The sequence below is a fragment of the Streptomyces sp. NPDC017940 genome, from assembly GCF_044328435.1.
Taxonomy (GTDB): Bacteria; Actinomycetota; Actinomycetes; order Streptomycetales; family Streptomycetaceae; genus Streptomyces.
Map to the genome: position 1 here is coordinate 1,232,382 of NZ_JBIRHJ010000001.1, position 23,454 is coordinate 1,255,835.

Annotated in this window: 25 protein-coding genes; 14 read left to right on the forward strand and 11 right to left on the reverse strand. The window is 73.0% G+C overall.

The window, feature by feature from the left end; all coding sequences use genetic code 11:
• Positions 1-170 precede the first annotated feature (170 nt).
• Positions 171-605: a hypothetical protein gene (locus ACH4DX_RS05165; protein WP_398154025.1), complete on the forward strand. Its 435-nt coding sequence runs from the start codon at positions 171-173 to the stop codon at positions 603-605.
• 32 nt (positions 606-637) lie between these two features.
• Here the strand turns inward: ACH4DX_RS05165 and ACH4DX_RS05170 are convergent, their stop codons facing one another.
• Complete coding sequence (locus ACH4DX_RS05170) at positions 638-1,150, reverse strand: DUF3574 domain-containing protein (protein WP_398154026.1); 513 nt, start codon at positions 1,148-1,150, stop codon at positions 638-640.
• Between the two features lie 198 nt (positions 1,151-1,348).
• Here ACH4DX_RS05170 and ACH4DX_RS05175 point away from each other — a divergent pair, with 198 nt between their 5' ends.
• The 5 genes from ACH4DX_RS05175 to ACH4DX_RS05195 all read left to right on the forward strand — a co-directional run bounded on the left by ACH4DX_RS05175 (position 1,349) and on the right by ACH4DX_RS05195 (position 6,447).
• Positions 1,349-2,461 (forward strand): phosphatidylinositol-specific phospholipase C domain-containing protein, encoded by a 1,113-nt coding sequence (locus tag ACH4DX_RS05175; RefSeq protein ID WP_398154027.1) that lies wholly within the window; start codon positions 1,349-1,351, stop codon positions 2,459-2,461.
• A 155-nt stretch (positions 2,462-2,616) separates the two neighbouring features.
• Entirely contained in the window at positions 2,617-3,978 is a 1,362-nt protein-coding gene (locus ACH4DX_RS05180; protein ID WP_398154028.1) for an amidohydrolase, read from the forward strand.
• 42 nt (positions 3,979-4,020) lie between these two features.
• A complete protein-coding gene (locus tag ACH4DX_RS05185) occupies positions 4,021-5,241 on the forward strand; it encodes a cytochrome P450 (RefSeq protein WP_398154029.1) in 1,221 nt (406 codons plus the stop codon).
• Between the two features lie 187 nt (positions 5,242-5,428).
• A complete protein-coding gene (locus tag ACH4DX_RS05190; RefSeq protein WP_398154030.1) occupies positions 5,429-6,130 on the forward strand; it encodes a DUF899 domain-containing protein in 702 nt (233 codons plus the stop codon).
• A 134-nt stretch (positions 6,131-6,264) separates the two neighbouring features.
• A complete protein-coding gene (locus ACH4DX_RS05195) occupies positions 6,265-6,447 on the forward strand; it encodes a hypothetical protein (protein ID WP_398117940.1) in 183 nt (60 codons plus the stop codon).
• A 144-nt stretch (positions 6,448-6,591) separates the two neighbouring features.
• Here the strand turns inward: ACH4DX_RS05195 and ACH4DX_RS05200 are convergent, their stop codons facing one another.
• Together ACH4DX_RS05200 and ACH4DX_RS05205 are read right to left on the reverse strand one after the other, a co-directional pair.
• The gene (locus ACH4DX_RS05200; protein WP_398117941.1) at positions 6,592-7,065 is read right to left on the reverse strand and encodes a hypothetical protein; all 474 of its coding nucleotides are present in this window, start codon (positions 7,063-7,065) and stop codon (positions 6,592-6,594) included.
• A gap of 117 nt (positions 7,066-7,182) precedes the next feature.
• Positions 7,183-7,842, reverse strand: a complete 660-nt coding sequence (locus ACH4DX_RS05205; protein WP_398154031.1) for an ATP-binding protein — start codon at positions 7,840-7,842, stop codon at positions 7,183-7,185.
• A gap of 150 nt (positions 7,843-7,992) precedes the next feature.
• Between ACH4DX_RS05205 and ACH4DX_RS05210 the strand changes: the two genes are divergently transcribed.
• The 3 genes from ACH4DX_RS05210 (at position 7,993) to ACH4DX_RS05220 (ending at position 10,136) form a co-directional block, all read left to right on the forward strand.
• A complete protein-coding gene (locus ACH4DX_RS05210) occupies positions 7,993-8,853 on the forward strand; it encodes a helix-turn-helix domain-containing protein (RefSeq protein ID WP_398117944.1) in 861 nt (286 codons plus the stop codon).
• A gap of 102 nt (positions 8,854-8,955) precedes the next feature.
• The gene (locus ACH4DX_RS05215; RefSeq protein ID WP_051852755.1) at positions 8,956-9,171 is read left to right on the forward strand and encodes a DUF397 domain-containing protein; all 216 of its coding nucleotides are present in this window, start codon (positions 8,956-8,958) and stop codon (positions 9,169-9,171) included.
• 134 nt (positions 9,172-9,305) lie between these two features.
• Positions 9,306-10,136: an SAM-dependent methyltransferase gene (locus ACH4DX_RS05220; RefSeq protein WP_398154032.1), complete on the forward strand. Its 831-nt coding sequence runs from the start codon at positions 9,306-9,308 to the stop codon at positions 10,134-10,136.
• A 124-nt stretch (positions 10,137-10,260) separates the two neighbouring features.
• On the opposite strand, the gene ACH4DX_RS05225 is transcribed toward ACH4DX_RS05220, so the two are convergent.
• Both ACH4DX_RS05225 and ACH4DX_RS05230 read right to left on the reverse strand, forming a co-directional pair.
• Complete coding sequence (locus ACH4DX_RS05225) at positions 10,261-11,751, reverse strand: glutamate synthase subunit beta (protein ID WP_398154033.1); 1,491 nt, start codon at positions 11,749-11,751, stop codon at positions 10,261-10,263.
• A gap of 281 nt (positions 11,752-12,032) precedes the next feature.
• Positions 12,033-12,512 carry a DUF1772 domain-containing protein gene (locus ACH4DX_RS05230; RefSeq protein ID WP_398117950.1) on the reverse strand — a complete coding sequence of 160 codons (480 nt, stop codon included), beginning with the start codon at positions 12,510-12,512 and terminating at the stop codon, positions 12,033-12,035.
• A 257-nt stretch (positions 12,513-12,769) separates the two neighbouring features.
• Here ACH4DX_RS05230 and ACH4DX_RS05235 point away from each other — a divergent pair, with 257 nt between their 5' ends.
• Positions 12,770-13,402 carry a uridine kinase gene (locus ACH4DX_RS05235; RefSeq protein ID WP_398154034.1) on the forward strand — a complete coding sequence of 211 codons (633 nt, stop codon included), beginning with the start codon at positions 12,770-12,772 and terminating at the stop codon, positions 13,400-13,402.
• 193 nt (positions 13,403-13,595) lie between these two features.
• A complete protein-coding gene (locus tag ACH4DX_RS05240) occupies positions 13,596-14,015 on the forward strand; it encodes a CBS domain-containing protein (protein WP_398154035.1) in 420 nt (139 codons plus the stop codon).
• 285 nt (positions 14,016-14,300) lie between these two features.
• Here the strand turns inward: ACH4DX_RS05240 and ACH4DX_RS05245 are convergent, their stop codons facing one another.
• Entirely contained in the window at positions 14,301-15,455 is a 1,155-nt protein-coding gene (locus tag ACH4DX_RS05245) for a magnesium and cobalt transport protein CorA (protein ID WP_398154036.1), read from the reverse strand.
• Between the two features lie 110 nt (positions 15,456-15,565).
• Here ACH4DX_RS05245 and ACH4DX_RS05250 point away from each other — a divergent pair, with 110 nt between their 5' ends.
• Complete coding sequence (locus tag ACH4DX_RS05250) at positions 15,566-16,360, forward strand: methyltransferase domain-containing protein (protein WP_398154037.1); 795 nt, start codon at positions 15,566-15,568, stop codon at positions 16,358-16,360.
• Between the two features lie 204 nt (positions 16,361-16,564).
• On the opposite strand, the gene ACH4DX_RS05255 is transcribed toward ACH4DX_RS05250, so the two are convergent.
• Together ACH4DX_RS05255 and ACH4DX_RS05260 are read right to left on the reverse strand one after the other, a co-directional pair.
• On the reverse strand, positions 16,565-17,530 hold the full coding sequence (locus ACH4DX_RS05255; protein ID WP_398154038.1) for a carbohydrate kinase family protein: 966 nt from the start codon (positions 17,528-17,530) through the stop codon (positions 16,565-16,567).
• On the reverse strand, positions 17,515-18,420 hold the full coding sequence (locus ACH4DX_RS05260; RefSeq protein WP_398154039.1) for a pseudouridine-5'-phosphate glycosidase: 906 nt from the start codon (positions 18,418-18,420) through the stop codon (positions 17,515-17,517). Before ACH4DX_RS05260 ends, ACH4DX_RS05255 begins: the two co-directional genes overlap by 16 nt.
• 115 nt (positions 18,421-18,535) lie before the next feature.
• Here ACH4DX_RS05260 and ACH4DX_RS05265 point away from each other — a divergent pair, with 115 nt between their 5' ends.
• Positions 18,536-18,904 (forward strand): cupin domain-containing protein, encoded by a 369-nt coding sequence (locus ACH4DX_RS05265; RefSeq protein ID WP_398154040.1) that lies wholly within the window; start codon positions 18,536-18,538, stop codon positions 18,902-18,904.
• Positions 18,905-19,048: 144 nt separating this feature from the next.
• On the opposite strand, the gene ACH4DX_RS05270 is transcribed toward ACH4DX_RS05265, so the two are convergent.
• From ACH4DX_RS05270 to ACH4DX_RS05280, 3 genes are all read right to left on the reverse strand, one after another.
• Positions 19,049-20,326: an MFS transporter gene (locus ACH4DX_RS05270; protein WP_398154041.1), complete on the reverse strand. Its 1,278-nt coding sequence runs from the start codon at positions 20,324-20,326 to the stop codon at positions 19,049-19,051.
• Between the two features lie 281 nt (positions 20,327-20,607).
• Entirely contained in the window at positions 20,608-21,189 is a 582-nt protein-coding gene (locus ACH4DX_RS05275; RefSeq protein WP_398118115.1) for a methylated-DNA--[protein]-cysteine S-methyltransferase, read from the reverse strand.
• Between the two features lie 152 nt (positions 21,190-21,341).
• Positions 21,342-22,250, reverse strand: a complete 909-nt coding sequence (locus ACH4DX_RS05280) for a glycerophosphodiester phosphodiesterase (RefSeq protein WP_398154184.1) — start codon at positions 22,248-22,250, stop codon at positions 21,342-21,344.
• Between the two features lie 275 nt (positions 22,251-22,525).
• Between ACH4DX_RS05280 and ACH4DX_RS05285 the strand changes: the two genes are divergently transcribed.
• Positions 22,526-23,416 carry an MHYT domain-containing protein gene (locus ACH4DX_RS05285; RefSeq protein WP_398154042.1) on the forward strand — a complete coding sequence of 297 codons (891 nt, stop codon included), beginning with the start codon at positions 22,526-22,528 and terminating at the stop codon, positions 23,414-23,416.
• Positions 23,417-23,454: the final 38 nt, after the last annotated feature.

The following is a 23,454-nucleotide window of genomic DNA, read 5'->3' on the forward strand; positions in this document are numbered from 1 at the left end:
TTTTGCTCACGGGTTGCCCGAGGGGGCGGTTGGGGGTGCCGTCGTCGGCCGAGGCTCCCCTCCGAGCGCAGCTCGCCTCGGCGTAAGCAGCGCTGATACCGTCCGCGCCGCTCCGGCTATCTTGGGGAGCGACGATGACCGACAGGTCCGGTGTTGACCAAGGAGACCCGGTGGACGCAGAGTTGGCCGCCCTCGCGGCGGCCGGAGCGACGGCGCTCGTGCAGTCGATGGTGGGGGACGGGTGGACGGCCGCGCGGGAGCGGGTCGTGGGGTTCTTCTCGCGGCGGCGTGCCGCGGGTGCCGCGGGGGGTGAGGGCGCCGTCGCCGGTGAGCTCGACGAAGCCCGCGAGGAACTGGTCGCGGCCCGGGACGGCGACGACCCCGACGCCGCCGCGGACGTACAGGCCGAGTGGCGCAACCGGCTGCGCCGGACCCTGCGGGCCGACCCCGAGGCCGCCGCCGAACTGCGCGCCCTGCTCGCGGAGCTGGCCCCCGCCGACGGCACCGAGGGGCCCGGCGGCGTCGTGCACAACAGCATCAGCGGCGGTGTGCAGCACGGCAACGTCATCCAGGCCCACACGGTGGGAGACGTGCGGCTGGGATAGCCCGTCCCGTGGGTGGGGGGCGACTTGGCGGGTCAGAAGTCGACCCGGGCCCGGTCGTCCAACCGCCCCACCGAGTCCTGCCCGAACTTCTTCTCGTAGTCGGAGCGGATCTCCTCGATCAGGATGCCCCGCTTCTTCGCCTCGGCGGTGGGGTAGAGGAGAGTCAGTTCGTAGGACCGCTCCCTCTCGATCCTGCCGTTGCTGTCCTTCCACTGGCCCCGGCCCTGCTGGATGGTGAGACCGTCGGGGAAGCCGGGCGTGACCTCCTTGTCGATGAAGCGCATGAACTGCTTGTCCGTCACGTCCGGGCCGCCGTCGGGACGTTCGGTGCCGAAGAACAGGCGGGTCTCCACGAAGGGCTTGCCGCCGCTCGGCGGCGTGGTGGACGCGGTCTCCTTGCCCGCCGACGCGGCGGGCCGGCGGTCGCCGGTGCCGGGGTCGTCGCCGCCGAGGGCCGCGTACGCCGTCGGTGCGCCGATCACCAGGACGGCGGCCGCACCGGCCAGGACCAGGCGCGGGCCGGTGAGCGTGAGGGTGAGGGCCATCAGGGTGTGCCGCCTTTCGTGCGGAAACTCGACGGCCGTTCACAGTAGAGGACCCGGGTCCCGGAACACGTCGCGCCGCGAGGCCTGGCCGTAAAGCGCCGTCTTCCGTCCCGACACCCGAGTCCCCTACGTTGCCCGGTACTTGACGGTGCGACGGAGGGGACGACGGTGCGCGAAGCGACGGAACGTGCGACGACGATGGCTCGGCGGACTGCGTCCCTCCGGGGGAGAGCCTGCGGCCTCGCGGCGGCATGCGCCCTCGCCGCCGGCGCCCTGGCAGCCGCCCCGCCCGCCCTGGCCGACGGCTGCACCGGGACCGCCGCCGACACGGCGACCGCCGGCGCCGACACGGCGACCGCCGGCGCCGACCCCTCGTACGCCGCCACCACCGGCGTCGGCGTCCACAACGCGTACGAGAAGACGAAGTACCCCTACTTCGCCGACGCCCTCGACTCCGGTGCCGCGATGCTGGAGATCGACGTGTGGACCAATGTCTTCGGCGGCGGCTGGCGCGTCTCGCACTCCAACCCCGTCGGCAACGACAACAACTGCGAGAACGCGCGGCGCCCGGAGGAACTGCGGACGAAGGCGCGCAACCAGCGGCTCGACGGGTGCCTCGCCGACATGCGGGCCTGGCACGACGCCCACCCCGGCCACCGGCCGATCCTGGTGAAGGTCGAGCTGAAGGACGGCTTCCAGGGCCGCGGCGGCCGCGGCCCCGCCGACCTCGACGCCCTGCTGCGCGCCGAGCTCGGCGACGCCCTGTACCGGCCGGGACAGCTGGCCGCGGGCAGCGCGAACCTGGACGAGGCCGTGCGGGGCAAGGGCTGGCCCTCCCGGTCCGACCTCGCGGGCAAGTTCGTCGTCGAGCTGATACCCGGCACCGTCGAGCAGGGCAACCCCGCCGACACCCTGTGGACCGACCGCGAGTACGCCACGCACCTGCGCGACCTCGCCGCCGCGGGGCGCCTCGGGGACGCCGCCGCCTTCCCCGCCGTCCTCGGCGCCGCGGCGGGCGACCCCCGTACCCGGTACGCGGACGCCTCGATACGGCCGTGGTTCGTGCTGTTCGACGGTTCCGCGTCGACGTACGCGGGCGGCACGGTCGACACCGGGTGGTACGCCGACCGGCGCTATCTCCTCGTCATGACCGACGCCCACAGCGTGCCGCCCGCCATCGACGCGGTCCGCCCGACCGAGGCTCTGGCCCGCGACCGGGTCGCCCTCCTCGCGGGGCGGCACGCCAGCGTCGTGTCGTCGGACTGGTACCCGCTGCCGGGGGTCCTCTCGACGGTCGTGCCACGCGGCTGACCGCACGGGCCGCCGGGGCGGTAGGGATTCTCCGGGTTCCGGATCCCAGGTTCCGGACAGGAACATCCCGGGTGCCGGACAGGAACATCCCAGGTGCCCGACAGGAACATCCCCGGTGCCGAACACGAACGGCGCGGTCCCCGTACCGTGAGCGGATGACCGTGCCCGCCGCATCCGGCCCCGCCGACCTCGTCGTCACGGGCTGCACCGCCCTCGTCCACGACGAGGCCGAACGCGTCGGCTTCGCCGAGGACGCCGCCGTCGTCGTACGCGACGGGGTGATCGCCGACATCACCACCGCGGACGCCGTGACCGGGCTCGCCGCCGTGGAACGCATCGACGCCCGCGGCCAGGCGCTGCTGCCCGGCCTGATCAACTGCCACACCCACTCCCCGATGGTGGCCCTGCGGGGCATCGCGGAGGACCTGCCGGTGGCGGAGTGGTTCAACGACCACATCTGGCCCATCGAGTCCCACCTCGGCGAGCGCGAGGTGGAGCTCGGCGCGCGGCTCGCCTGCGCCGAGATGATCCGCGGCGGCGTCACCACCTTCGCCGACCACTACTTCGCCATGGACACCGTCGCCGACGTCGTCGCCGAGACCGGCCTGCGGGCCAATCTGGGCCAGGCGTACTTCTCGTCCCAGGGACCCGGGGCACGGGCGGCGTCCCTGGACTTCGCCCTGCGCAGACAGGGCTCCGCCGACGGCCGCGTCACCACCTGCCTGGCGCCGCACGCCCCGTACACCGTCGACGAAGCCGACCTCGCGGCCACCGCCGAACTCGTCCACGCACACGGCCTGCCCGTGCATCTGCACGCCGCCGAGAGCCGTGCCCAGACCGAGCACAGCCTCGCCCGGCACGGCGTGACACCCATCGGTGTCCTGCACCGCACCGGCCTGCTCGACACGGACGTCCTGATCGCCCACGGCACCGGCATCGTCGACAGCGACCTCGACCTCATCGGCGCGGCCACCGGACGCGTCGCCGTCGCGACCGCACCCCGCGGCTATCTGAAGTTCGCCTGGGGCTCCACCCCCGTGCGGGCCCTCGCCGGCCTCGGCGTCCCGGTCGGCCTCGCCACCGACGGCGCGGCCTCCAACAACTCCCTCGACGTCTGGGAGGCCATGGCGCTCACCGCCCTCGTACAGAAGTCCACCACCGGCGACCCGCGGTGGCTGACATCCCGGCAGGCGCTGCACCACGCCACGCTCCAGAGCGCCCGCGCGGTCGGCCTCGGCGACCGGATCGGCTCACTCGCCGCGGGCCGCCGCGCCGACCTCGTCCTCGTCGACCTCCGCGGACCGCACACGCAGCCCGTGCACGACCTCGCCGCGACCCTGGTGCACAGTGCCCGCAGCGCCGACGTCCTGACGACGATCGTCGAAGGCCGCGTCCTGATGCGGGACCGCGAGCTGCTCACCGTCGACGTACCCGCCGTGGTGGCGGAGCTGGCCGAGCGCCTGCCCGCCCTGGTCGAGCGGCGGCACGGGGCGCGGATCCAGACGTACGACGGCTGACCCGGCGCCACCGGCACGGGCCCCGCTTCCTAGGCTGCCCCCATGGCGACTCCCGCGGCCCCCACCCCCCTCGACGGGCTCATGACCGACCCCTACGGCACGTACGCGAAGCTGCGCGAGAGCGACCCGGTGCGGCGCGTCAGCGGGCCCGACGGCAGCCCGGCCTGGCTCGTGACGCGCTACGACGACGTACGCGCCGCACTCACCGACGAGCGGCTCTCGGTGGACAGGAGGCACGCGCTGCCCGGGAGCTACCGCGGCTTCTCGCTGCCGCCCGCCCTGGACGCCAACATGCTCAACATGGACCCGCCCGACCACACCCGCATCCGGCGCCTGGTCGTCAAGGCGTTCACCAAGCGGCGGATCGAGAGCCTGCGCGAGCCCGTGCGGAACACCGCCGACCGGCTCCTCGACGCCATCGAGCGGGACGCCGCCGAGCGCGGGGGCGCCGAGCGCGAGGCCCGTGCCGATCTCGTGGCGGCGTACGCCGAGCCACTGCCCATCGCCACCATCTGCGACCTCCTCGGCGTGCCCGCCACGCACCGGCGCGACTTCACGGACTGGACCGACGCCCTCATCGCCCCCGACCCCGCGCGCCCCGAACGCGCCAAGGAGACGGTCGTCGCGATGCTCGGCTTCTACACCGGCCTCATCGCGGACAAGCGGAAGGCGCCGGGCGACGACCTGCTCTCCGACCTGATCGCCGCCCGCGACGAGGGCGACAGGCTCAGTGAGGACGAGCTGACGTCGCTCGCCTTCCTGCTGCACTTCGCCGGGTACGAGAACGCCGTGCAGCTCATCGGTAACTCCGTGCTCGCCCTCCTGACCCACCCCCACCAGCTCGCCGCCCTGCGCGAGGACCCGGCGCGACTCGCGGGCGCCGTCGAGGAGTTCATGCGGTACGACACCTCGGCGGTGTTCTCCATCCGGCGGTTCGCCCGCGAGGACGTCACGATCGCCGGGGTGCGGGTGCCCGCGGGGGAGACCGTGTTCCTCGGCCTCGGCTCCGCGGGCCGCGACCCCGACCGCTTCCCCGACCCGGACCGTCTCGACATCACCCGCGACGCCGGCGGCCATCTCGCCCTCGGCCACGGCATCCACCACTGCGTGGGCGCGCCGCTGGCCCGCCTGGAGCTGACGGTCGCGGTCGGCGCGCTCCTCGAACGCTTCCCGCGGCTCGCGCTCGGCGTGCCGGAGCAGGAGCTGCGGTGGCGCCCCTCGATGCGGGCGCGGGGGCTGCTCGCGCTGCCGGTGGTGTACTGAGGCGGCGCCCTCGCCCGGCCCGCCGCACTCGCCCGGGCCGTTCCGTGGCGCCCGCCCCGCTCCATGGCGCCCGGCCCGCTGAGAAAAAACCTCAGAATTCCCGTACAGCGCCGATGAGTTCTCCTGAGACGTCCGGTCAGCCCTTCCGAGAGCCGCGCACCGCGGTCCGGATCCGGAGGAATGCGCCATGGGACTGCCGCACATCGTCACGCGCGCGGAGTGGCTGGCCGCGCGCGAGAGGCTGCTCGCGAAGGAGAAGGCCGCCACCCGTGCCCGCGACCGGCTGAACGCCGAGCGGCGCGGACTGCCGATGGTCGAGGTGCGGCAGGAGTATCTGTTCGACGGCGCGGACGGCAAGGCGACGCTGCTCGACCTGTTCGCGGGCCGCGACCAGCTGATCATCTATCACTTCATGTTCGCCCCCGAGTGGGACGCGGGCTGCCGCAGCTGCTCGGCGTTCCTCGACCAGATCGGTCATCTCGCGCACCTGCGGGCCCGCGGCACGACCTTCGTCGCCGTCTCGCGCGCCCCCTTCACCCGCATCCTGCCCTTCAAGGCCCGCATGGGCTGGGTCGTGCCGTGGTTCTCGGCGTGCGGCGACGAGTTCAACCGCGACTTCGCCGCGTCGTACGCGGACGCCGAAGGGCGGCTCACCGACCGGCCGGGGATCAGCTGCTTCCTGCGTGACGGCGACCGCGTCTGCCACACGTACTCGACGTTCGACCGCGGTCTCGACGGCCTCGGTTCCACCACCAGCCTCCTCGACCTCACCGCCCTCGGCCGCCAGGAGGAGTGGGAGGAGCCGAAGGGCCGCGCCTCCGCCCTGGGCGCCCCCGCGGGCAGCGACCGGGTGCGGTACCACGACGAGTACGACGAGTACGGCTACTGACGCGGTGACACCGTGTGACGATCACCTCCGTACGGCCCCGACTCGGTTTCGGTTGCGTCACGTTGCGAGCCCTCGGGGGTGCTTCGCGCGTTCTATCCGGTGCAGAGTCCAGTCGCACACGGGGGAACGAGAAGATGATGAACGGACGAGTCGTCCTGGAGAGCTTTCCGGCGGGCGGGCCGCGCGGGTCGTGGCCCGCGGAGGAGTTCGCGCGGGACCGGCGCAGCGAGGGACAGCACGCGGAAGTGGTGATGGATCTGTCGACCGACGCGTTTCTGGTGATCGTACGAGGTGCCGCGGATCTGGCTGATTCCTGACGCTCATCCGGGGAGCGTGGACGGGGTGAGGGCCTTCCCCTGTCTGGTGGGGCGCGCACACGATAAAGGGCGCCGCGCGGTCGACCGCGCGGCGCCCTTCGGGTGTGGGCAAGGGTGTGGCGGCACCCCTGAGGCGTCCCCGGGTCAGGCCCGGACCGCCCGCGCCCACCCCGGTACGGCCCCGGCCAACCGGCACAGGGCCAGGTACAGGGGAATCGGCGGGGTATAGGGGACGGCGGTCCCGGGCCCCTCGGGGTCCTCGGGGCGGTGCACCAGGACGGGTTCCCGCGTCGAGTCGGGCAGCAGGGCCCCGCGCGAGTAGTACGCCGCGGGCGGCCACTCCAGGGCCTCGTCCGAATCCACGGGCACGATCCACCACCAGCGCGGCCCGTCCTCGTACACACAGCCCACCCGGGGGAGCCGTGCGAGCAGTCGCGGTCCGAACTCCGCCGGTACGGCCACCGCGTCGCATCCGAGCGGCTGCCGCATTCCGGCGGGGACGGCGAGCCGTGCCACTGGCTGCACACTCACGACCCGCCGTCCGACCGCCCGCTCCCGCTCTCGCGAGAGCCGTACCAAGGTGTCGAGCTCGAACAGCCGCGCTGACCCCGTGCTCACATATCCCCCGACCACATCACTGTCGCAATTGCCGCACTTGCTGCACTCGTCGTACTGGCGGCGGCACTCCTCGCGCCCGCCGTACTCGTCGTACCAGCCCTACCCGTCGTACCCGCGTCACCCGAGGGCCGCCGAGTCGAACCCGTCGATCCCGTCGATCGCGTCGAACCCAGCAACCCCATCGAACCCATCGACCCCATCGACACAGAACTCCTCCCTACCGAAGGAGCACGCCGCCGGATCGGGTGATCTCGGTAGCTCCGCCCACACCGAAAGGCCGGATCCGAAGTCCTGGACACCCCATGCGCTGCTCACGGCACTCACGAGAAGCAGTCCCCTCCCATGCTCCTCGTCGGGCCCCCTCGGTCCCGCCGGCCGTGGCACTCCCGCGCCGTGACCCTCGTCGCGTACGGCTATCCGCACGGTGTCGGCACCCGTGCAGATCTCGCAGACGACAGTACGGCTTCCGGTGTGCACGATCGCATTGGTGACCAGCTCGGACACGACGAGCGCCGCGATGTCGCAGGCGTCGTCGCCGACCGTCAGGGAACTGAGCCTGTCGCGCGTCAACCGCCTTGCCCGCGCCACGGAACTCGGCGTCGCGGCGAGGGTGAAGGTGACACAGGGCTCGCCACCGTGCGTCCGGTTCCTGGTGCACGCACCAAGTCGGCCGCGGGTGGCATCAGTTCCTAACGATGCGGGCGGAGTCACGTTTTCCACTATCGCCCCGGCGCGAACACCTTGGCAAGGGCCACTCTGAAAAGTGCACAGTGACATGTTCCTTTGAGACGGCGCATGGCACACTTCTCGCAACGCCTCACCGAGCGGCGTGACTTGGCACGACACGCAGTGAAGAGCGGTTACGCACGGTAACGCGGATAGTGCACCAGCATGCAGAGAGCGACGCGAAGTGGGTGGAGGTAGGACGTGAGCGAACCGCGGTCGGCGCCGACCGTCGGGCAGGTCGTTCTCGGTCGTCGCCTGCAAGACCTGCGCGAACGAGCCGGTCTGAAGCGTGACGAGGCCGCACGGATACTCCGCGTGGCCCCCGCCACGGTGCGCCGGATGGAGACCGCCGAGGTCGCCCTGAAGATCCCGTACCTCCAGCTGCTGCTGAAGGCGTACGGCGTCACGGACGAAGAGGCGGACGCCTTCGTGCTGCTCGCCGAGGAGGCGAACAAGCCCGGCTGGTGGCAGCGCTTCCACGACATCCTGCCCGGCTGGTTCAGCATGTACGTCAGCCTGGAGGGCGCCGCGAGCCTCATCAGGTCCTACGAACCGCACTTCGTGCCGGGGCTGCTCCAGACGGAGGACTACGCGCGTGGCGTGCTCCGCTCGGGGGCCATCGGCCAGACGAGGCCCGAGGACATCGAGCGGTATGTGGCGCTGCGCATGGAGCGCCAGGCGCTGCTCGCCCGCGAGGACGCGCCGCGGCTGTGGGTCGTGATGGACGAGACCGCGCTGCGCAGACCCGTCGGCGAACCCGAGGTGATGCGCGCACAGGTCGACCGGCTGCTCGACGCGGTGGAGCTGCCGCATGTGACGCTCCAGGTCGCGCCGTTCGCGGCGGGCCCGCACCCCGGCACGTTCGGCCCGTTCGTGCTCTTCCGCTTCGCCATGGCGGAGCTGCCGGACATGGTCTACAGCGAGTACCTGACCGGCGCCGTCTACCTGGACGCGCGCACCGAGGTGGCGACCCACCTCGAGGTCATGGACCGCATGGCGGCCCAGGCCGCGACCGCACAACGCACGAAGGAGATCCTCCGGGATGTCCGCAAGGAGCTGTGAATGGACCGAGATCGACACCGTGCGGGCACGGGCCCCGCGTCCCGGCCCGACGCCCGCGCCGACTCCCGGCCACCGGGGTCCGGCTCCCGGGTCTACAACGGCATGCCGGCCCGTGACCTGGGCATCGAGGGCTGGCACAAGCCCTGGAGCGGCGGCAACGGCGGGAACTGTCTCGAAGCCATGAAGCTGGCGGACGGCCGCGTCGCCGTCCGCCAGTCCTCCGACCCCGACGGCCCCGCGCTGATATACACCGACGGTGAGATCAGGGCGTTCATACAGGGCGCGAAGGCGGGGGAGGCGGACTTCCTGCTGTCGTGACACGTGCCGCCTTGACTCGTGCTGTCTTGACTCGCGCTGTCTCGACACGTATCTCGACACGTACGGGTGAACCGGCTGTGTACGGCGATGACACGTGATGCGGTGAATTGGTTGAAGGGGCAAGGGAGCCACGGATGACCGGGACGGAGCGGGCCCAGGGCGACCAGGGCGGCTCGGCGTACATCGACACGAGCAAGCCGCATCCCGCGCGGATGTACGACTGGTGGCTCGGCGGCAAGGACAACTACCCCGTCGACGAGGAGCTGGGCCGCCAGCTCGTCGCCATGGACCCGCGGATCCCGGCGGTGGCGCGGGCCAACCGCGCGTTCATGCAGCGCGCCACGCGCTGGCTCGCCACGGCCGGGATCCGGCAGTTCCTGGACATCGGCACCGGCATCCCGACCGAGCCCAACCTGCACCAGATCGCCCAGGGCGTGGCGCCCGACGCGCGCGTCGTCTACTGCGACAACGACCCCATCGTGCTCGCCCACGCCGAGGCCCTGCTGCGGTCGACGCCCGAGGGCGCCACGGAGTACATCCAGGGCGACGCGCGCGACCCGGCGGCGATCCTCGCGGAGGCCCGCAGAACCCTGGACTTCACCCGGCCGGTGGCCCTGTCCCTCGTCGCTCTCCTGCACTTCGTCCCCGACGAGGACGGCGCGTACGAGGTGGTGCGGGAACTGGTGTCCGCGCTGCCGCCCGGCAGCTACCTGATGCTGTCGCACGGCACCGGCGAGTTCACCCCCGAGCGGGCGCGCTCGGCGGGCGATCTCTACAAGGCGCGCTCCCTGAACCTCGCGCTGCGCGACCGCGCCGAGGTGATGCGCTTCTTCGACGGCCTGACCCTGGTGCCGCCCGGGGTGACGGTGGCCGACGAGTGGCATCCGGAACTGGGCGAGCGGGTGCCGCCCGTGGGGGACGGGCCGCTTCCCATCTTCGGTGGGGTTGCCCGTAAGGAGTCGTAAAGAGTCGTCAGGGGTTGTGCGGGGTCGTAAGGGGTCGTAAAGGTCCGTTGCGGGTGGTGGGGGCTCGGTGTTATCCGCCGGGGTGCGCCCCCTGGAGGTTCCCGTCCTGCGGGGGGTGGCCTGCTCACGCCCTGAGGGGGCGGGACGACGCGGTCACGGGGGACGGCAACGTCGTCGTGCCCATGAGGTGGCGGTCCACGGCCGCCGCGACCGACCTGCCCTCCGCGATCGCCCAGACCACCAGGGACTGGCCGCGCCCCGCGTCCCCGGCGGCGTACACCCCCGGCACATCCGTGGCGTACTCCTCGTCCCGCGCCACCTTTCCGTCCGGCGCCACCGCCACCCCCAGCTCCGCGACCGCGCCGCCCGCCGCCACCTCGGGGCCCTCGAACCCCAGGGCGAGCAGCACCAGGTCGGCCCGCAGTGTGCGCTCCGCGCCCGGCACCGGGCGCCGCCGCGCGTCCACTCCGGCGAGCAGGACGGCCCGAACCCGCCCCCTCCCGTCCCCGCAGAACCGCAGGGCGGAGGCCGCGAACAGCCGCGCGTCGACGTCGGGCTCCTGCGCGAAGCGCAGCTCACCGGCCTCCTCGTGGGCGGGTGACACCCGGTGCACCGTGGGATACACCGGCCAGGGGTCGACCGCCTCGTCCCGCTCCGCGGGCGGGCGCGCGCGGATGTCCACCTGCGTCACCGACGCGGCGCCCTCCCGTACCGCCGTGCCCAGGCAGTCCGCCCCCGTGTCGCCGCCCCCCACGATCACCACGTGCTTGCCCGCGGCAGAGAGCGGCGAGACGTCGAGGTCGCCCTCGCAGACCCGGTTCGCCGGGGGCAGATACTCCATGGCCTGCACGACCCCCGCCAGCGCACGCCCCGGCACCGGAAGGTCCCGCCACGCCGTGGCCCCGACGGCGAGCACCACCGCGTCATGGCGGGCCCGCAGCCCCGCGGCGCCGATGTCCCTGCCGACCGCCGTCGACGTACGGAACCCGGTGCCCTCGGCCCGCAGCTGCGCGAGCCTGCGCTCCAGCTGCGCCTTCTCCATCTTGAACGCGGGGATCCCGTACCGCAGCAGCCCGCCGGGCCGGTCGTCCCGCTCGTAGACGACGACCGTGTGCCCGGCCCGCGTCAGCTGCTGCGCCGCCGCGAGGCCCGCGGGCCCCGACCCGACGATCCCGACCGACTTCCCGCTCAGCCGCCCCGGTGGCCGCGGCGGCGCGAGACCGTCCGCCCAGACGCGGTCGGCGATGGCGGCCTCGACGTTCTTGATGGTCACCGCGGGCTGGTTGACGGCGAGCACACAGCCCGCCTCGCACGGCGCCGGGCACAGCCGTCCGGTGAACTCCGGGAAGTTGTTCGTGGCGTGCAACCGCTCGGCGGCGGCGTGCCAGTCGGCGCGCGAGACGAGGTCGTTCCACTCCGGGACGAGGTTCCCCAGCGGGCAGGCCTCGTGGCAGAACGGGACCCCGCAGTCCATGCACCGCTCGGCCTGCTGCTCCACGAGGGGCAGCAGACCGCCGGGTACGTACACCTCGTCCCAGTCCTCGACCCGCTCGCCCACCGGCCGCCGCGGCCACTCCCGGCGCGGGTGGCGCATGAATCCCCTGGGGTCGGCCATGGCCGTCTCCCTACGCGTAGGCCGCGTCCTTTTGCCACGGTACGTCGGGGAGGGGGGCTCGGCATGCGGTGCGGGGAGGTGCGCTGCCGCGGTGGCGACGGGTTCGCGGTGGGTGGGGCCTTGGGTGGCGGTGATGGGTTCGCGGCAGGTGGGGGCCCGGGCGGTGGCGGCGGGTTCGCGGTGGGTGGGGCCTTGGGTGGCGGTGATGGGTTCGCGGCGGGTGGGGGCCCGGGCAGCGACGACGGGTTCGCGGCAGGCGGAGGCCTCGGGCAGCGGCGGCGTCAGGTCAGGCCGAGGATGAAGGAGAAGGCCGCGGCGGTCGCGGCGACGGTGCGGACGTGGTTCCACATCGTCCACTCGGCCACATACGTACGCCAGTACTCGGCGCCGTGCTCGGACGCCACGTCGACCTTCGCCAGGGCCTCGTTCCGGGGCACGTTCGCTGCGACGGTCACGCCGAAGCACCCGAACAGATACAGCGCGCAGCCGAGCAGCAGCTCCACCGTGCCCTCGTCGGGCCACAGCACGAACGTCACCACGGCGAGCACCGCGCTGAGGCCCGTCGCCCCCATGAACACGGCCATGAACGGGGGCTTGAGCGCCGCGGTGTTGATCGCCCGCATGACCGCGGCGCCCTGGGCGGGCGGCAGGGCCGCGAGGCCCTTCATCACGAAGGTGGAGAAGCCGATGAACACTCCGGCGACGAGCCCGCAGGCGACCGCACCGACCACGGTGAGCACGAAGTAGGGTCCCTCGATCATGGCAACTCCCTGGCTGGGTCCGGCCCCGGCCGGACGGGCGCCACGCCGGTCCCGAACGACGCGGACTGTAGGGGACCAGTCAATGACCACGACGCCCCGGAAGCCATACGCGGAGCCCGCGATCTCATACGCCCCAGTCTCACGCCCCGCGCGCCCGCGCCCGGTACCCCGTGTCCCCACTACGCCGGGGCCGGACCAGACCAGGCCTTGCCGGACCAGGCCCGCGTGCGCGGGGCGCGTCGCGGCATCATGGGCCCGTGCGACTCGAAGCGATCACCTGGGAACGGCTCACGGACACCCTCGCCGACCGTCTCGCCGACCTCGAACCACGGGACGGCGGCCCCTGGCCCCGGGTCGCCTTCGACGGTGCCCCCGCCGCCCGGCCGGGCGAACTCGCCCTGCGGGTGGGCGAGGCGCTGCGCGTGCGCGGACGACCCTCACTCGTCGTCGGCACCGAAGGGTTCCTGCGGCCCGCCTCGCTCCGCCTGGAGTACGGGCACGAGGACGTCGAGGCGTACTACAGCGGCTGGTTCGACACCGGCGCCCTGTGGCGTGAGGTCTTCGGGCCACTGGGGGCGGACGGCACCGGTCGGGTCCTGCCCGACCTGTGGGACCCGCACGCCGACCGGGCCACCCGCACCCCCTACGTCCAACTCCCCCCCGGTGCCCTGCTGTTGCTGCACGGCCCCCTGCTGCTCGGCCACTGGTTCCCCTTCGACCTGACGGTGCACCTACGGCTGTCGCCCGGGGCCCTGCGACGGCGCACACCGGAGGCGGAGCACTGGACCCTGCCCGCCTTCGAGCGCTACGAGTCGGAGACCGGGCCCACCACCGCGGCCGATGTCGTCGTCCGCGCCGACGATCCCCGCCACCCCGCCTGGAACGGCTGACCCGGCCGCCCACCCGCGAGCCCCCGCCGCCCACCCGCGAGCCCCCGCCGCTCACCCGTGAGCCCCCGCCGCCCGGAACTGCGGGTGCGGCCCGCCTCCCCGGCGGCGACAATGGGGATGCCGGGGCCCATGCGGGTGCCGGGACCAGCGGTGCTCCCGCGCCGCGCCGGCTCTCCGGCACCGGGAGGTACCCATGACCACCGCCGCAGACATCATGCACCGGGGCGCCCGGTGGATCCCCGCGCACGAAACCCTGGACCGTGCCGCCCAGCTCATGCGCCAACTCGACGTGGGCGCCCTACCGATCAGCGACGAGAACGAACGGCTGTGCGGCATCCTCACCGACCGCGACATCGTCATCGGCTGCGTGGCCATGGGACACGACCCCGCCGAGGTCACCGCGGGCGAGATGGCCAAGGGCACCCCGCGCTGGGTGGCGTCGGACGCGGGTGTCGACGTCGTACTGGAGGAGATGCAGGGACATCAGATCCGCAGGCTGCCCGTGATCGAGGACAAGCGCCTGGTCGGGATGATCAGCGAGGCCGACCTCGCCAAGCACCTCACCGAGGAGCAGCTCGCGGGCTGGGCGGAGAGCGTCTACGCCCGGTCCTGAGACAGGCCTCCCGCCGGGCTCCCGTGCCGGGCCTTCCTCCGGCCTCGCAGGGGTGCACGCCGGGGCCCTCTTCACCCACGCCGGGCTTCGCCAAGTTCCCGTCGGGCTTCGCCGAACTCGCGCCGGGCGCCGAACTCCCGCCGGGCTCGCGCCGGGCCCACGCTGGACTCCGACCGGGCCCACGCTGTGCTCCCACCAGGCCCACACCGGGCTCCTGCCAGGCCCATACCGGGCTCCCGCCGGGCCCACGCCGGGCTCCGCCAGGGCTTCGCCGCGGGCGTCCCCTCACAGCCAGCCGTTGCGCCGGAAGCCCCGGTACAGCGCGAAGCAACCCGTGGCTATCACCCCCATCACCAGTGCGTAGCCGTACTGCCAGCGCAGCTCGGGCATGTGGTCGAAGTTCATGCCGTACATCCCGCAGATCATGGTGGGCACGGCGACGATCGCGGCCCAGGCCGTGATCTTCCGCATGTCCTCGTTCTGCGCGACCGTCACCTGGGCCAGGTGGGCCTGGAGGATCGAGTTGAGCAGTTCGTCGAAGGCCGCTATCTGCTCGGTGACGCGCTTGAGGTGGTCGTCGACATCGCGGAAGTACGCCTGTATCTCAGGGGCGATCAAGCGGATCGGTTTCGCGGCGAGCACCTGGAGGGGACGGCCGAGCGGGACCACCGCCCGCTTCAGTTCGAGCAGCTCGCGCTTGAGCTGATAGATCCGCCCCGGGTCGACGCCGCGCGCCCCCTCGGGCGCGAACACGTCCGCCTCCACCTGGTCGATGTCGTCCTGCACCGCGTCCGCCACGCCCAGATAGTCGTCCACGACCTGGTCCGCGATGGCGTGCAGCACCGCGGCCGGGCCCTGTGCGAGCTGCTCGGGCGTTCCTTCGAGCTGCTCGCGCAGCGGTCCGAGCGAACCGTGCCTGCCGTGCCGCACGGTGATCACGAACTCCCTGCCGACGAAGACCATGATCTCGCCGGTGTCCACCACCTCGCTGGTCGCCGTCAGCTGGGCGTGCTCCACATAACAGACCGTCTTGAACACCGCGAACAGCGTCTGGCCATAGCGCTCGACCTTCGGCCGCTGATGGGCGTGCACCGCGTCCTCGACCGCCAGCGGGTGCAGGTCGAAGAGGTCGGCGATGTCCGCGAACTCCTGCTCCGTGGGCTCGTGCAGCCCCAGCCACACGAAGCCGTCGTCGCTCTTGCGGATCTGCGCCACGGCCTCGACGAGACCGCCCTCACGGCCCGGCGCCTGACGCACGCCCTTGCGATACGTCACGCACTTGACGACGGAGGAACCCAGCGGTGAGCGGGCGGGGTGGCTGAGGTCGACGCGGGGGCCGCGCCGGGTCAGCCGTGCCACTCTCCGCAATCCGCGGACGGTCCGCAGATTCCCCACCTTGCGCAGGCCACCGACCTTCCGCAGGTTGTCCGTCATCGACATGTGCAGCTCCTAGCGCTGGACTTGATGACCAAGTCTGCCAGTCCGGTCCGACACCACGCTGAGGCCTGTGGGAACGGAATACTCCGCTCCGGAACTGTAATGATCGCCACATGACACGAATCGACGGACATGTCCTCACCGGACGGCCCCAAGAGGCAGCGACCCGCTGCACCGCTTTCGCCGCCCTCTTCGACCCCACCACCTTCCGGCACATCGAGCGGCTCGGCGTCGGGCCCGGCTGGCGCTGCTGGGAGGTCGGCGCCACCAGCACGTCCGTCGTGTCCTGGCTCGCCAAGCGGGTCGGGCCCACCGGCCTCGTCCTCGCCACCGCCACCGACACGGCGCCGCTGCGGCCCGCCGCACGCCCGCCCGTCCAGGTGCGGGCCCACGACGTGGCCGTCGACGCGCCGCCCCCCGAGGCGTTCGACTTCGTGCACGCCCGCCTCGTGCTCACCCACGTACCGGACCCCGAACAAGCCCTGCGGTCCATGGTCCGGGCGTTGCGCCCGGGCGGCAGGCTCCTGATCGAGGAGGCCGATCAGGCCCTCCAGGCGCACGCCTGCCCCGACGAGTACGGGCCCGAACAGGAGCTGGCGAACCGGCTGCGGAAGGGCGTCCGCACCCTGCTCGCCGAGCGTGGCACCGACCTCGCGTACGGGCGGATGCTGCCCCGGCTGCTGCGCACCGCCGGGCTGCGCCACGTGGAGGCCGACGCGTACTTCCCGCTCGTGTCCCCGGCGAGCGCGGCCCTGGAGTCCGCCACCGTCGAGCAGCTGCGCGCGGACCTGGTCGCGGCGAGGCTCGCCACGCACGACGACATCGAGCGGCACCTCGCCCACGTCGCCGAGCGCAGTGTCGACCCGGCCTCGGCCCCCCTGGTCTCGGCCTGGGCCCGCAAGGTCTGACGCCGGGCGGGACCTCACGCGGCGTGGCCCGTTTCGCGCCGTGTAGCCCGTTTCTGGCGTTGTGGCCTGTTTCACGCGGTGTGGCCGGTCTCGCGCCGCGTGAACCGTTTCGCGCCCTGACACCCCCTCAGGCACTCTGACGGGCACCCCGACGCCCCCCGACGCCCCTCCCCGTACGTCCGCTCCCACGTCGTACGCCTCCTCTCACGTCTCCTCACGGAGCGGGGCCCGCCACGCCGGCCGGGCCCCCACCCGTGTCACCGCTCGCGCCCCGGCCCCGCACCCCTCGGCCACCGCGTCCCGCAGTGCCGCCCCCGCGAGCCGTGACGCGACGAACGCCCCGGTGAACGCGTCACCCGCCCCGGTGGAGTCCCGCGCGACCACCCGTACGGCCGGTACCCGGGCCCGCACCCGCCCGTTCCGCACGGCCAGCGCACCCTCGCCGCCCAGCTTGACCACCACCTCGGGGTACCGGCGGCTCAACTCGGCCGCCGCGTCCGCGGGCGCGGGCAGCCCGGTGAGGAGCCCCGCCTCGTCCCTGCTGGGGAGGAGCACGGTCACCCCTGCCGTGTCGGCCAGGAAGCGGTCCGGCCCGTGCCGGGCCAGGAACCCCGCCGACGCCGGATCCACACTGACCGTGAGCCCACGCGCGCGTGCCGCCGTCAGCGCGGCCCGCGCGGTCTCGCGGCTCGGCACGGCGAAGAACAGATAGCCGGACAGATGGAGCCAGGCGACACCGTCCAGCAGCGCGGGCGTCCAGTCGTCGGGGGACAGGCGCAGTGCGGCACCGCTGTCCGTCAGGAACGTCCGCTCGGCCGCCGCACCCGCCGCGTCCACCAGGCTGATCACGGTGCCCGTGGGGGCGTCCGGGTCGACGGCCAGATGGGGACGTACGGCGGCACGGACCAGCATCTCCTCGTGCCACGCCGCCGAGTCGGACCCGGCCCGCCCCAGGAAGCGCACGTCGGGGCAGCCCCAATGGGACGCCCAGCACGCGACGTTGGCGCCCGCGCCGCCAGGAACGGTACGGATGGCCGCGGCCGTGTCGGTGCCCGGCGCGAGGGGGGTGCGGTGCCGGGCGACGATGCCCGTCACGACGTCCCCCACGACGAGCAGGGCGCCGGGAGCGGGCCCGCCAGGACCGGCGGCAGCCGTCACCCCTGTGCCCATGCCGCCGCGATCCGGGCGGCGAGGCGTACGTTCCCTCGTACGGCGGCGAGGTTGGCCTCCAGTGAGGCGCCGTCGGTGTGGCGCATCAGGTGGTCGAGCAGGAACGGGGTCACCGCCTGGCCGGTCACGCCCCGCGCGGCGCACTCCCGCAGTGCCTCGTGCAGCACGCGCGCGTGGAGGGCCGGTTCGAGCTGTTCGGCCTCCGCCACGGGGTTGGCCACGACGAGCGCCGACTCCGGTCCTGCGACCGCGTCCTGGGCGCGCATGACGGCGGCGACCTCCGCGGGCGTCCGCAGCGTCCAGTCCACGCCGTGCCCGGAGTCCGTGAGGTAGAAGCCGGGGAAGCGGTCGGTGCCGTAGCCGGCCACCGCGACGCCCAGCGTCTCCAGGCGTTGCAGCGTCGCCGCCACGTCGAGGATCGACTTGACGCCCGCGCACACCACCGTGATCCGGGTCCGGGCGAGCAGGCCGAGGTCCGCCGACTCGTCCTGGGTGCGCGTCCACTCCCGGTGCACCCCGCCGAGGCCGCCCGTGGCGAAGACCCGAAGCCCCGCGCGCGCCGCGAGGGACGCGGTCGCGGACACCGTGGTGGCGCCGTCGGCACCCGTGGCGACGGCGAGCGGCAGGTCACGGTGGCCCAGCTTGCGGATGCCGTCACCACCGGCGACCCGCTCCCACTGCGCCTCGGCCAGGCCTATGCGGGGGCGGCCGTCCAGGACGGCGATCGTGGCGGGCACGGCGCCCTCGGCGCGTACGGCCTCTTCGAGTTCGAGCGCCACCCGCAGGTTGCGCGGGCGCGGCAGTCCGTGCGCGATGATCGTGGACTCCAGGGCGACGACCGGTTGCCGCCGGGAAAGAGCCGCCTGTACCTCGTCGGACACCACGAACACGGTCAGCCTCCTGCCAGTCGCGCCAGTCGCGCCAGTCGCGCCAGTCGTGCCGGTCGGGTCTCCCTTCATCCCTGGCGGTCGGCGCGGCACGGCAAACCCATTAGGGTGACCGGCCATGACCACGAATGATCAGAGCGTCGCCTCTTTTGCCGTGCACATTCCGGATGTCGAGCTGGAGGAGGAACCCCTCGACCCGGCGCAGATCGTCTCCGGCGAGCCCGTCGTCACCGGCAAGGTCCTGTGGGAGTCCGCCGACGGCAAGCAGGTGCGCGGCATCTGGCAGATCACCCCGGGCGTGGTGACCGACACCGAGGCCAACGAGCTCTTCGTGGTCGTCAGCGGCCGCGCCACCGTCGCGGTGGAGGGCGGCGACGTACTGGAGGTCGGCCCCGGCGACGCCGCCGTCCTGCGCGAGGGCGACCGTACGACGTGGACGGTGCACGAGACGCTGCGCAAGGCGTACCACATCACGCTCGCCGGTTGAGCGGGATCTCACCCGGCGGTTGAGCGGGGACTCACCCGGCGGCCGAGCAGGACCTCACCCGGCCGCAGAGCAGAGGCACTCCCGGCGGTCGATCAGGGTCACGCGTGGCGCACCAGCAGGGTCACACTCGGCGCCCCAGCCGGGTCACCCCCGGCGGCCCAGCAGGGCGAGCGCGGCCAGGGGCAGCAGCAGGAGGGCCGCGCCCAGGTTGAGCCAGCCGTAGCTCGCCCGCGCGACCACCAGGCCCGCGACGGCGCCGCCGATGCCCGCGGCGGCGTTCATGGTGAGGTCGGAGAGGCCCTGGGCGGCGGCGCGTGCGGCCTGCGGTACGGAGTCAGTGAGCAGCGCGGAGCCCGCCACGAGCCCCGCCGACCAGCCGAGGCCGAGCAGGAACAGGCCCGCGGCCGTCTGCCCGTGGTTGCTCCCCGCGGTCCCCGCGAGCAGTGCCGCGCAGCCCAGCAGCCCCACGGACAGACCGATGACGGCGAGCCGTCCGACGCGGTCTGCGAGGCGCCCCATCACCGGTGAGAACGCGTACATGCCCGCGATGTGGCCGCTGATGACCAGGCCGATCAGGTCGATGCCCGCACCGTGGTGGCCGAGGTCGACCGGGGTCATCGACATGATCGAGACCATGGCGGTGTGGGCGACGGTGACCGTCACCAGGGCGAGCCGTGCCCGCCCGGACGCGGCCACCGCGGCGATCCCGGCCCGCAGCGAACGGCCGCCGGCACTCTGTTCGGTGGCGGGTTCGAGCGCCCGCGCGGTGAGCAGCGGATCGGGGCGCAGCAGCACCGCGACGACCAGCGCCGAGAGCAGGAAGACCCCGGCCGCCCACACGAAGGGTCCGGACGCCTCCGGGACGCCGAGTCCGCGCACGCTGCGGCCCGCGGGCGCCGCGATGTTGGGGCCGAGGACGGCGCCGATCGTCGTCGCCCACACCACGTTCGAGATGGCCCGCGCCCTGCCGTCGGGCTCGGCCAGGTCGGCCGCCGCGAACCGGGCCTGAAGGTTGGCCGACGACGCCGCGCCGAACCCCGCCATGCCCACGAGCAGCAGCGGGAAGCTCCCGACGGCCGCGGCGACGACCACGACGGCAGCGCCGACCGCGCCGATCACATACGCCAGTACGAGACCGGGGCGCCGGCCCCGTGCCGTCATCAGCGCCGCGAGCGGCACCGAGAGCAGCGCCGTCCCGGCCACGGTCGCCGTCGGCGCGAGCCCGGACAGTGACTCCCTGCCGCTGATCTCCTTCGCGAGGACGGCCGCGAGCGCGATGCCGGTGGCCACACCGAGCCCGCCGAGTATCTGGCTCACGACCAGGACCGCGGTGACGCGGCGCCGCAACAGGGGCAGCTCCTCGGCGCCCACGGGCACCCCGGCCGCGGCCCCCGGTCCTGTCGCCCGCCCCGTGGCGCTCACCAGGGACACCGGAGGCGTCGCGGGTCGCGAGGGACCGCCACGAGGACGGCCGCGACGGCCGGGACGTCCGTGCAGGAAAGGTCGGCCAGGTCGGCCAGGGCGGAAAGTGCGGCCGGAGCGGCACCCCGGGGTGCGGGCCGGGGCGAGGAGGATATGACCACGCGCGCAGTGTGACAGGGAAGAGACTGACGGGGACATGACTGTCGGACAGTCCGGATGCCCAGAACCCCCGATGCTCAGAACCCCTGATGCCCAGAACCCCTGCTGCCCAGAATCCCCCCTCAGAACAGCGGCGCGGGCAGCACCCCCTCCAGGGCCAGCAGCTGCCGCTTCGTCTCCAGGCCGCCGCCGAAGCCGCCGATGCCGCCGTCGCGCTCCACCACGCGGTGGCAGGCCACCACGATCGGCAGTGGATTGGAGCCCATCGCCACGCCGACCGCCTGGGCCGCGCCGGGCTGGCCGACGCGGTGCGCCAGGTCCCCGTACCCGACCACGGTGCCGAAGGGCACGCCCGTGGCCAGTTCGCGCAGCACCTGGCGGTTGAAGCCGGAGATCAGCGACCAGTCGAGCGGCAGCTCGAAGTCGCGCAGCTCACCCGCGAGATACGCCCGCAGCTGGCGTATGGGCTCGGCGAGGAGCGGCGACACGGGGTCCTCGGCCGGTTCGGTGCCGAGGCGGGACGCGAGCCGCGCCAGCGCCTTGTCGCGCACGTCGGGCGTGGCGTGGAAGACGACGTTGACCAGGCCGGTGTCCGTCGCGGCCAGCAGCAGCGGGCCGATGTCGGAGGCGACGACGGCCCATACGGCGCGGGGGCGCGGGGCCCGTGGCCCGCGCTCGTCCCGGTCCTGCTCGTGGTGCCCCATGGCGTTCATGACGCCTACGGTACGACCGCCCACTGACAGCGCCGCGGGACGGTGGTCCCGCGGCGCCGTGGTCGTGCCGTGTCGGAGCAAGTCCCCCGCGCCCGTACGTCAGTTGTGGACGGCCCTGCCGTCGGTTGTGAATGGCCCTGCCGTCAGTTGTGGATCGCCCTGCGCACGACGTCGGGCTTGTTGGTGATGATGCCGTCCACGCCGAAGCCGTCGACGCGCTGGGCGGCGGCGGTCTCATCCACGGTCCAGGTGAAGATCTCCAGGCGCTTTCCGTGCGGGCCCTTGAGCCCGTGGATCGCCGCTACGTAGTCGGCGGAGATGGACGTGTGCGTCGAGTTGATCTGGTCCGAGAACTTCGCGTACGTCGGCAGGTCGGCGACCGCGGGCGTACCGAGGAAGCCGGTCTTGATGTCGGGCCGCAGCTCGTGCACCTTCTTGACGGTGTCCGCACCGAAGCTCTGGACGACCAGCCTGTTCTTGACGTGGTGGCGGTCGAGCCAGCCCGTCTTGCGCAGCACCCGCAGGGTGTCCTGCTCGATGCCGGGGTACAGCTCCGGCTTCTTGATCTCCAGGACCAGGCTCTGGTGGTTGCGCGAGACGCGGTTCATGTACTGCGTCAGCGTCGGCACCCGCGCGCCCCTGTACTTCTCCCCGAACCAGCTGCCCGCGTCCAGCCTGGCGATCTCCGCCGCGGTGAAGTCCTTCACCTTCCACGGGGCGCGGTCGGGGAAGACCTCCTCGACGTCCGTGGTCCGCTTCAGGTTGTCGTCGTGGACGATCACCAGCTCGCCGTCCTTGGTGCGCTGGACGTCGTTCTCGACCCAGCGGAACCCCATCCTGGCGGCCTTGTCGATCGCGGCCAGCGTGTTCTCCGGGGCGTAGGCGGAGGCGCCGCGGTGTGCCACGACTGTGGGGTTCTTGTGTGCGGCGGCCGGCCTCCCCTGGGCGACGGAGGCATCGGCGGGGGTCCGCGCGGCGGCGGTGGAGGGCAGGACGAGCGCGCCCGCCCCCAGCAGGGCGGCGGTGGTGGCAGCGGCGGCGCGTACGTACACGGGTTCTCCTCGCATCAGGACTCACAGGGGGTTCCGCTTGAGAATGACAGTGCACGGCCAACTACTGACAGGTACAGGATGGCCACAGGTTGAACGCCAACCCCTCAAGTGAGGACCCCGCGCGCGGAACCCGTGTTTCTTTGCCGGAAAATCGGTCGTGCGTTCACGGCTGAGCCCTACTCTCACCTCAGTCCACGGCCCTCGTCCGGCCGTCGGCCGGGGAAGACGGGGCGTTCCGGAACATCCACGTACGACAGGCGGAAGGGCTACCGCTCATGGAGGGCACGGTCGACGGCTTCAGCTACGGATTCGTCACCCCGGTGGTCGCCTATCTGATGGCCTGCCTGGGAGGGGCGCTCGGCCTGCGCTGCACCACGAGGTCGCTGCTCGTGGCGCACTCCTGGCGGCCCGGCTGGCTCGCCCTCGGCTCCGCCGCCATCGGGTCCGGCATCTGGACGACGCACTTCATCGCCATGATGGGCTTCTCCGTGGCGGGCGCCCCGGTCCACTACGACCGGACGACGACCTTCGCGAGCCTCGCCGTCGCCATCGTCATGGTGGGCATCGGGATCTTCATCGTCGGCTACCGCGGCGCCAGGGGAACCGCGCTCTTCACCGGGGGCACCATCACCGGGCTCGGCATCGCGTCGATGCACTACCTGGGAATGGCCGGTATGCGCCTTGGCGGCAGGCTGGAGTACAACACCCTGACCGTGGCCGCGTCCGTGGTGATCGCCGTGGTCGCCGCCATCGCCGCCCTGTGGGCCGCGGGACAGGTCAGGGGCTTCCTGTGGAGCCTCGGCGCCAGCCTCGTCATGGGCCTCGCCGTCAGCGGCATGCACTACACCGGCATGGCCGCCGTCAGCGTGCACCTGCACGGCCCCTCCACCGCGCCGTCCGGCGACTCCTCGGCCGAGATCCTCGCCCCCCTCATGGTCGGCCCGCTCGCCTTCCTGCTGCTCGCGGGCGTCATCGTGATGTTCGACCCGCTGATGATGCTGGGCAAGGCCGACCTGAGGGCCGCCGCCCGCCCGCGCACCTCCCCGTACTCCGTGCCACGCTCCGGCGACCGCCAGCCGTCGCACGTGAGCCGCCGCGGCGGGCCCCGCCCCGCCACCCGCAGGAGCCGCCGCAGACCGGAGGCGCGGGCCCCGCAGAAGTGGTGAGCGGGGGGCGTTGTCAGTGGGGGGTCGTACGGTTGATT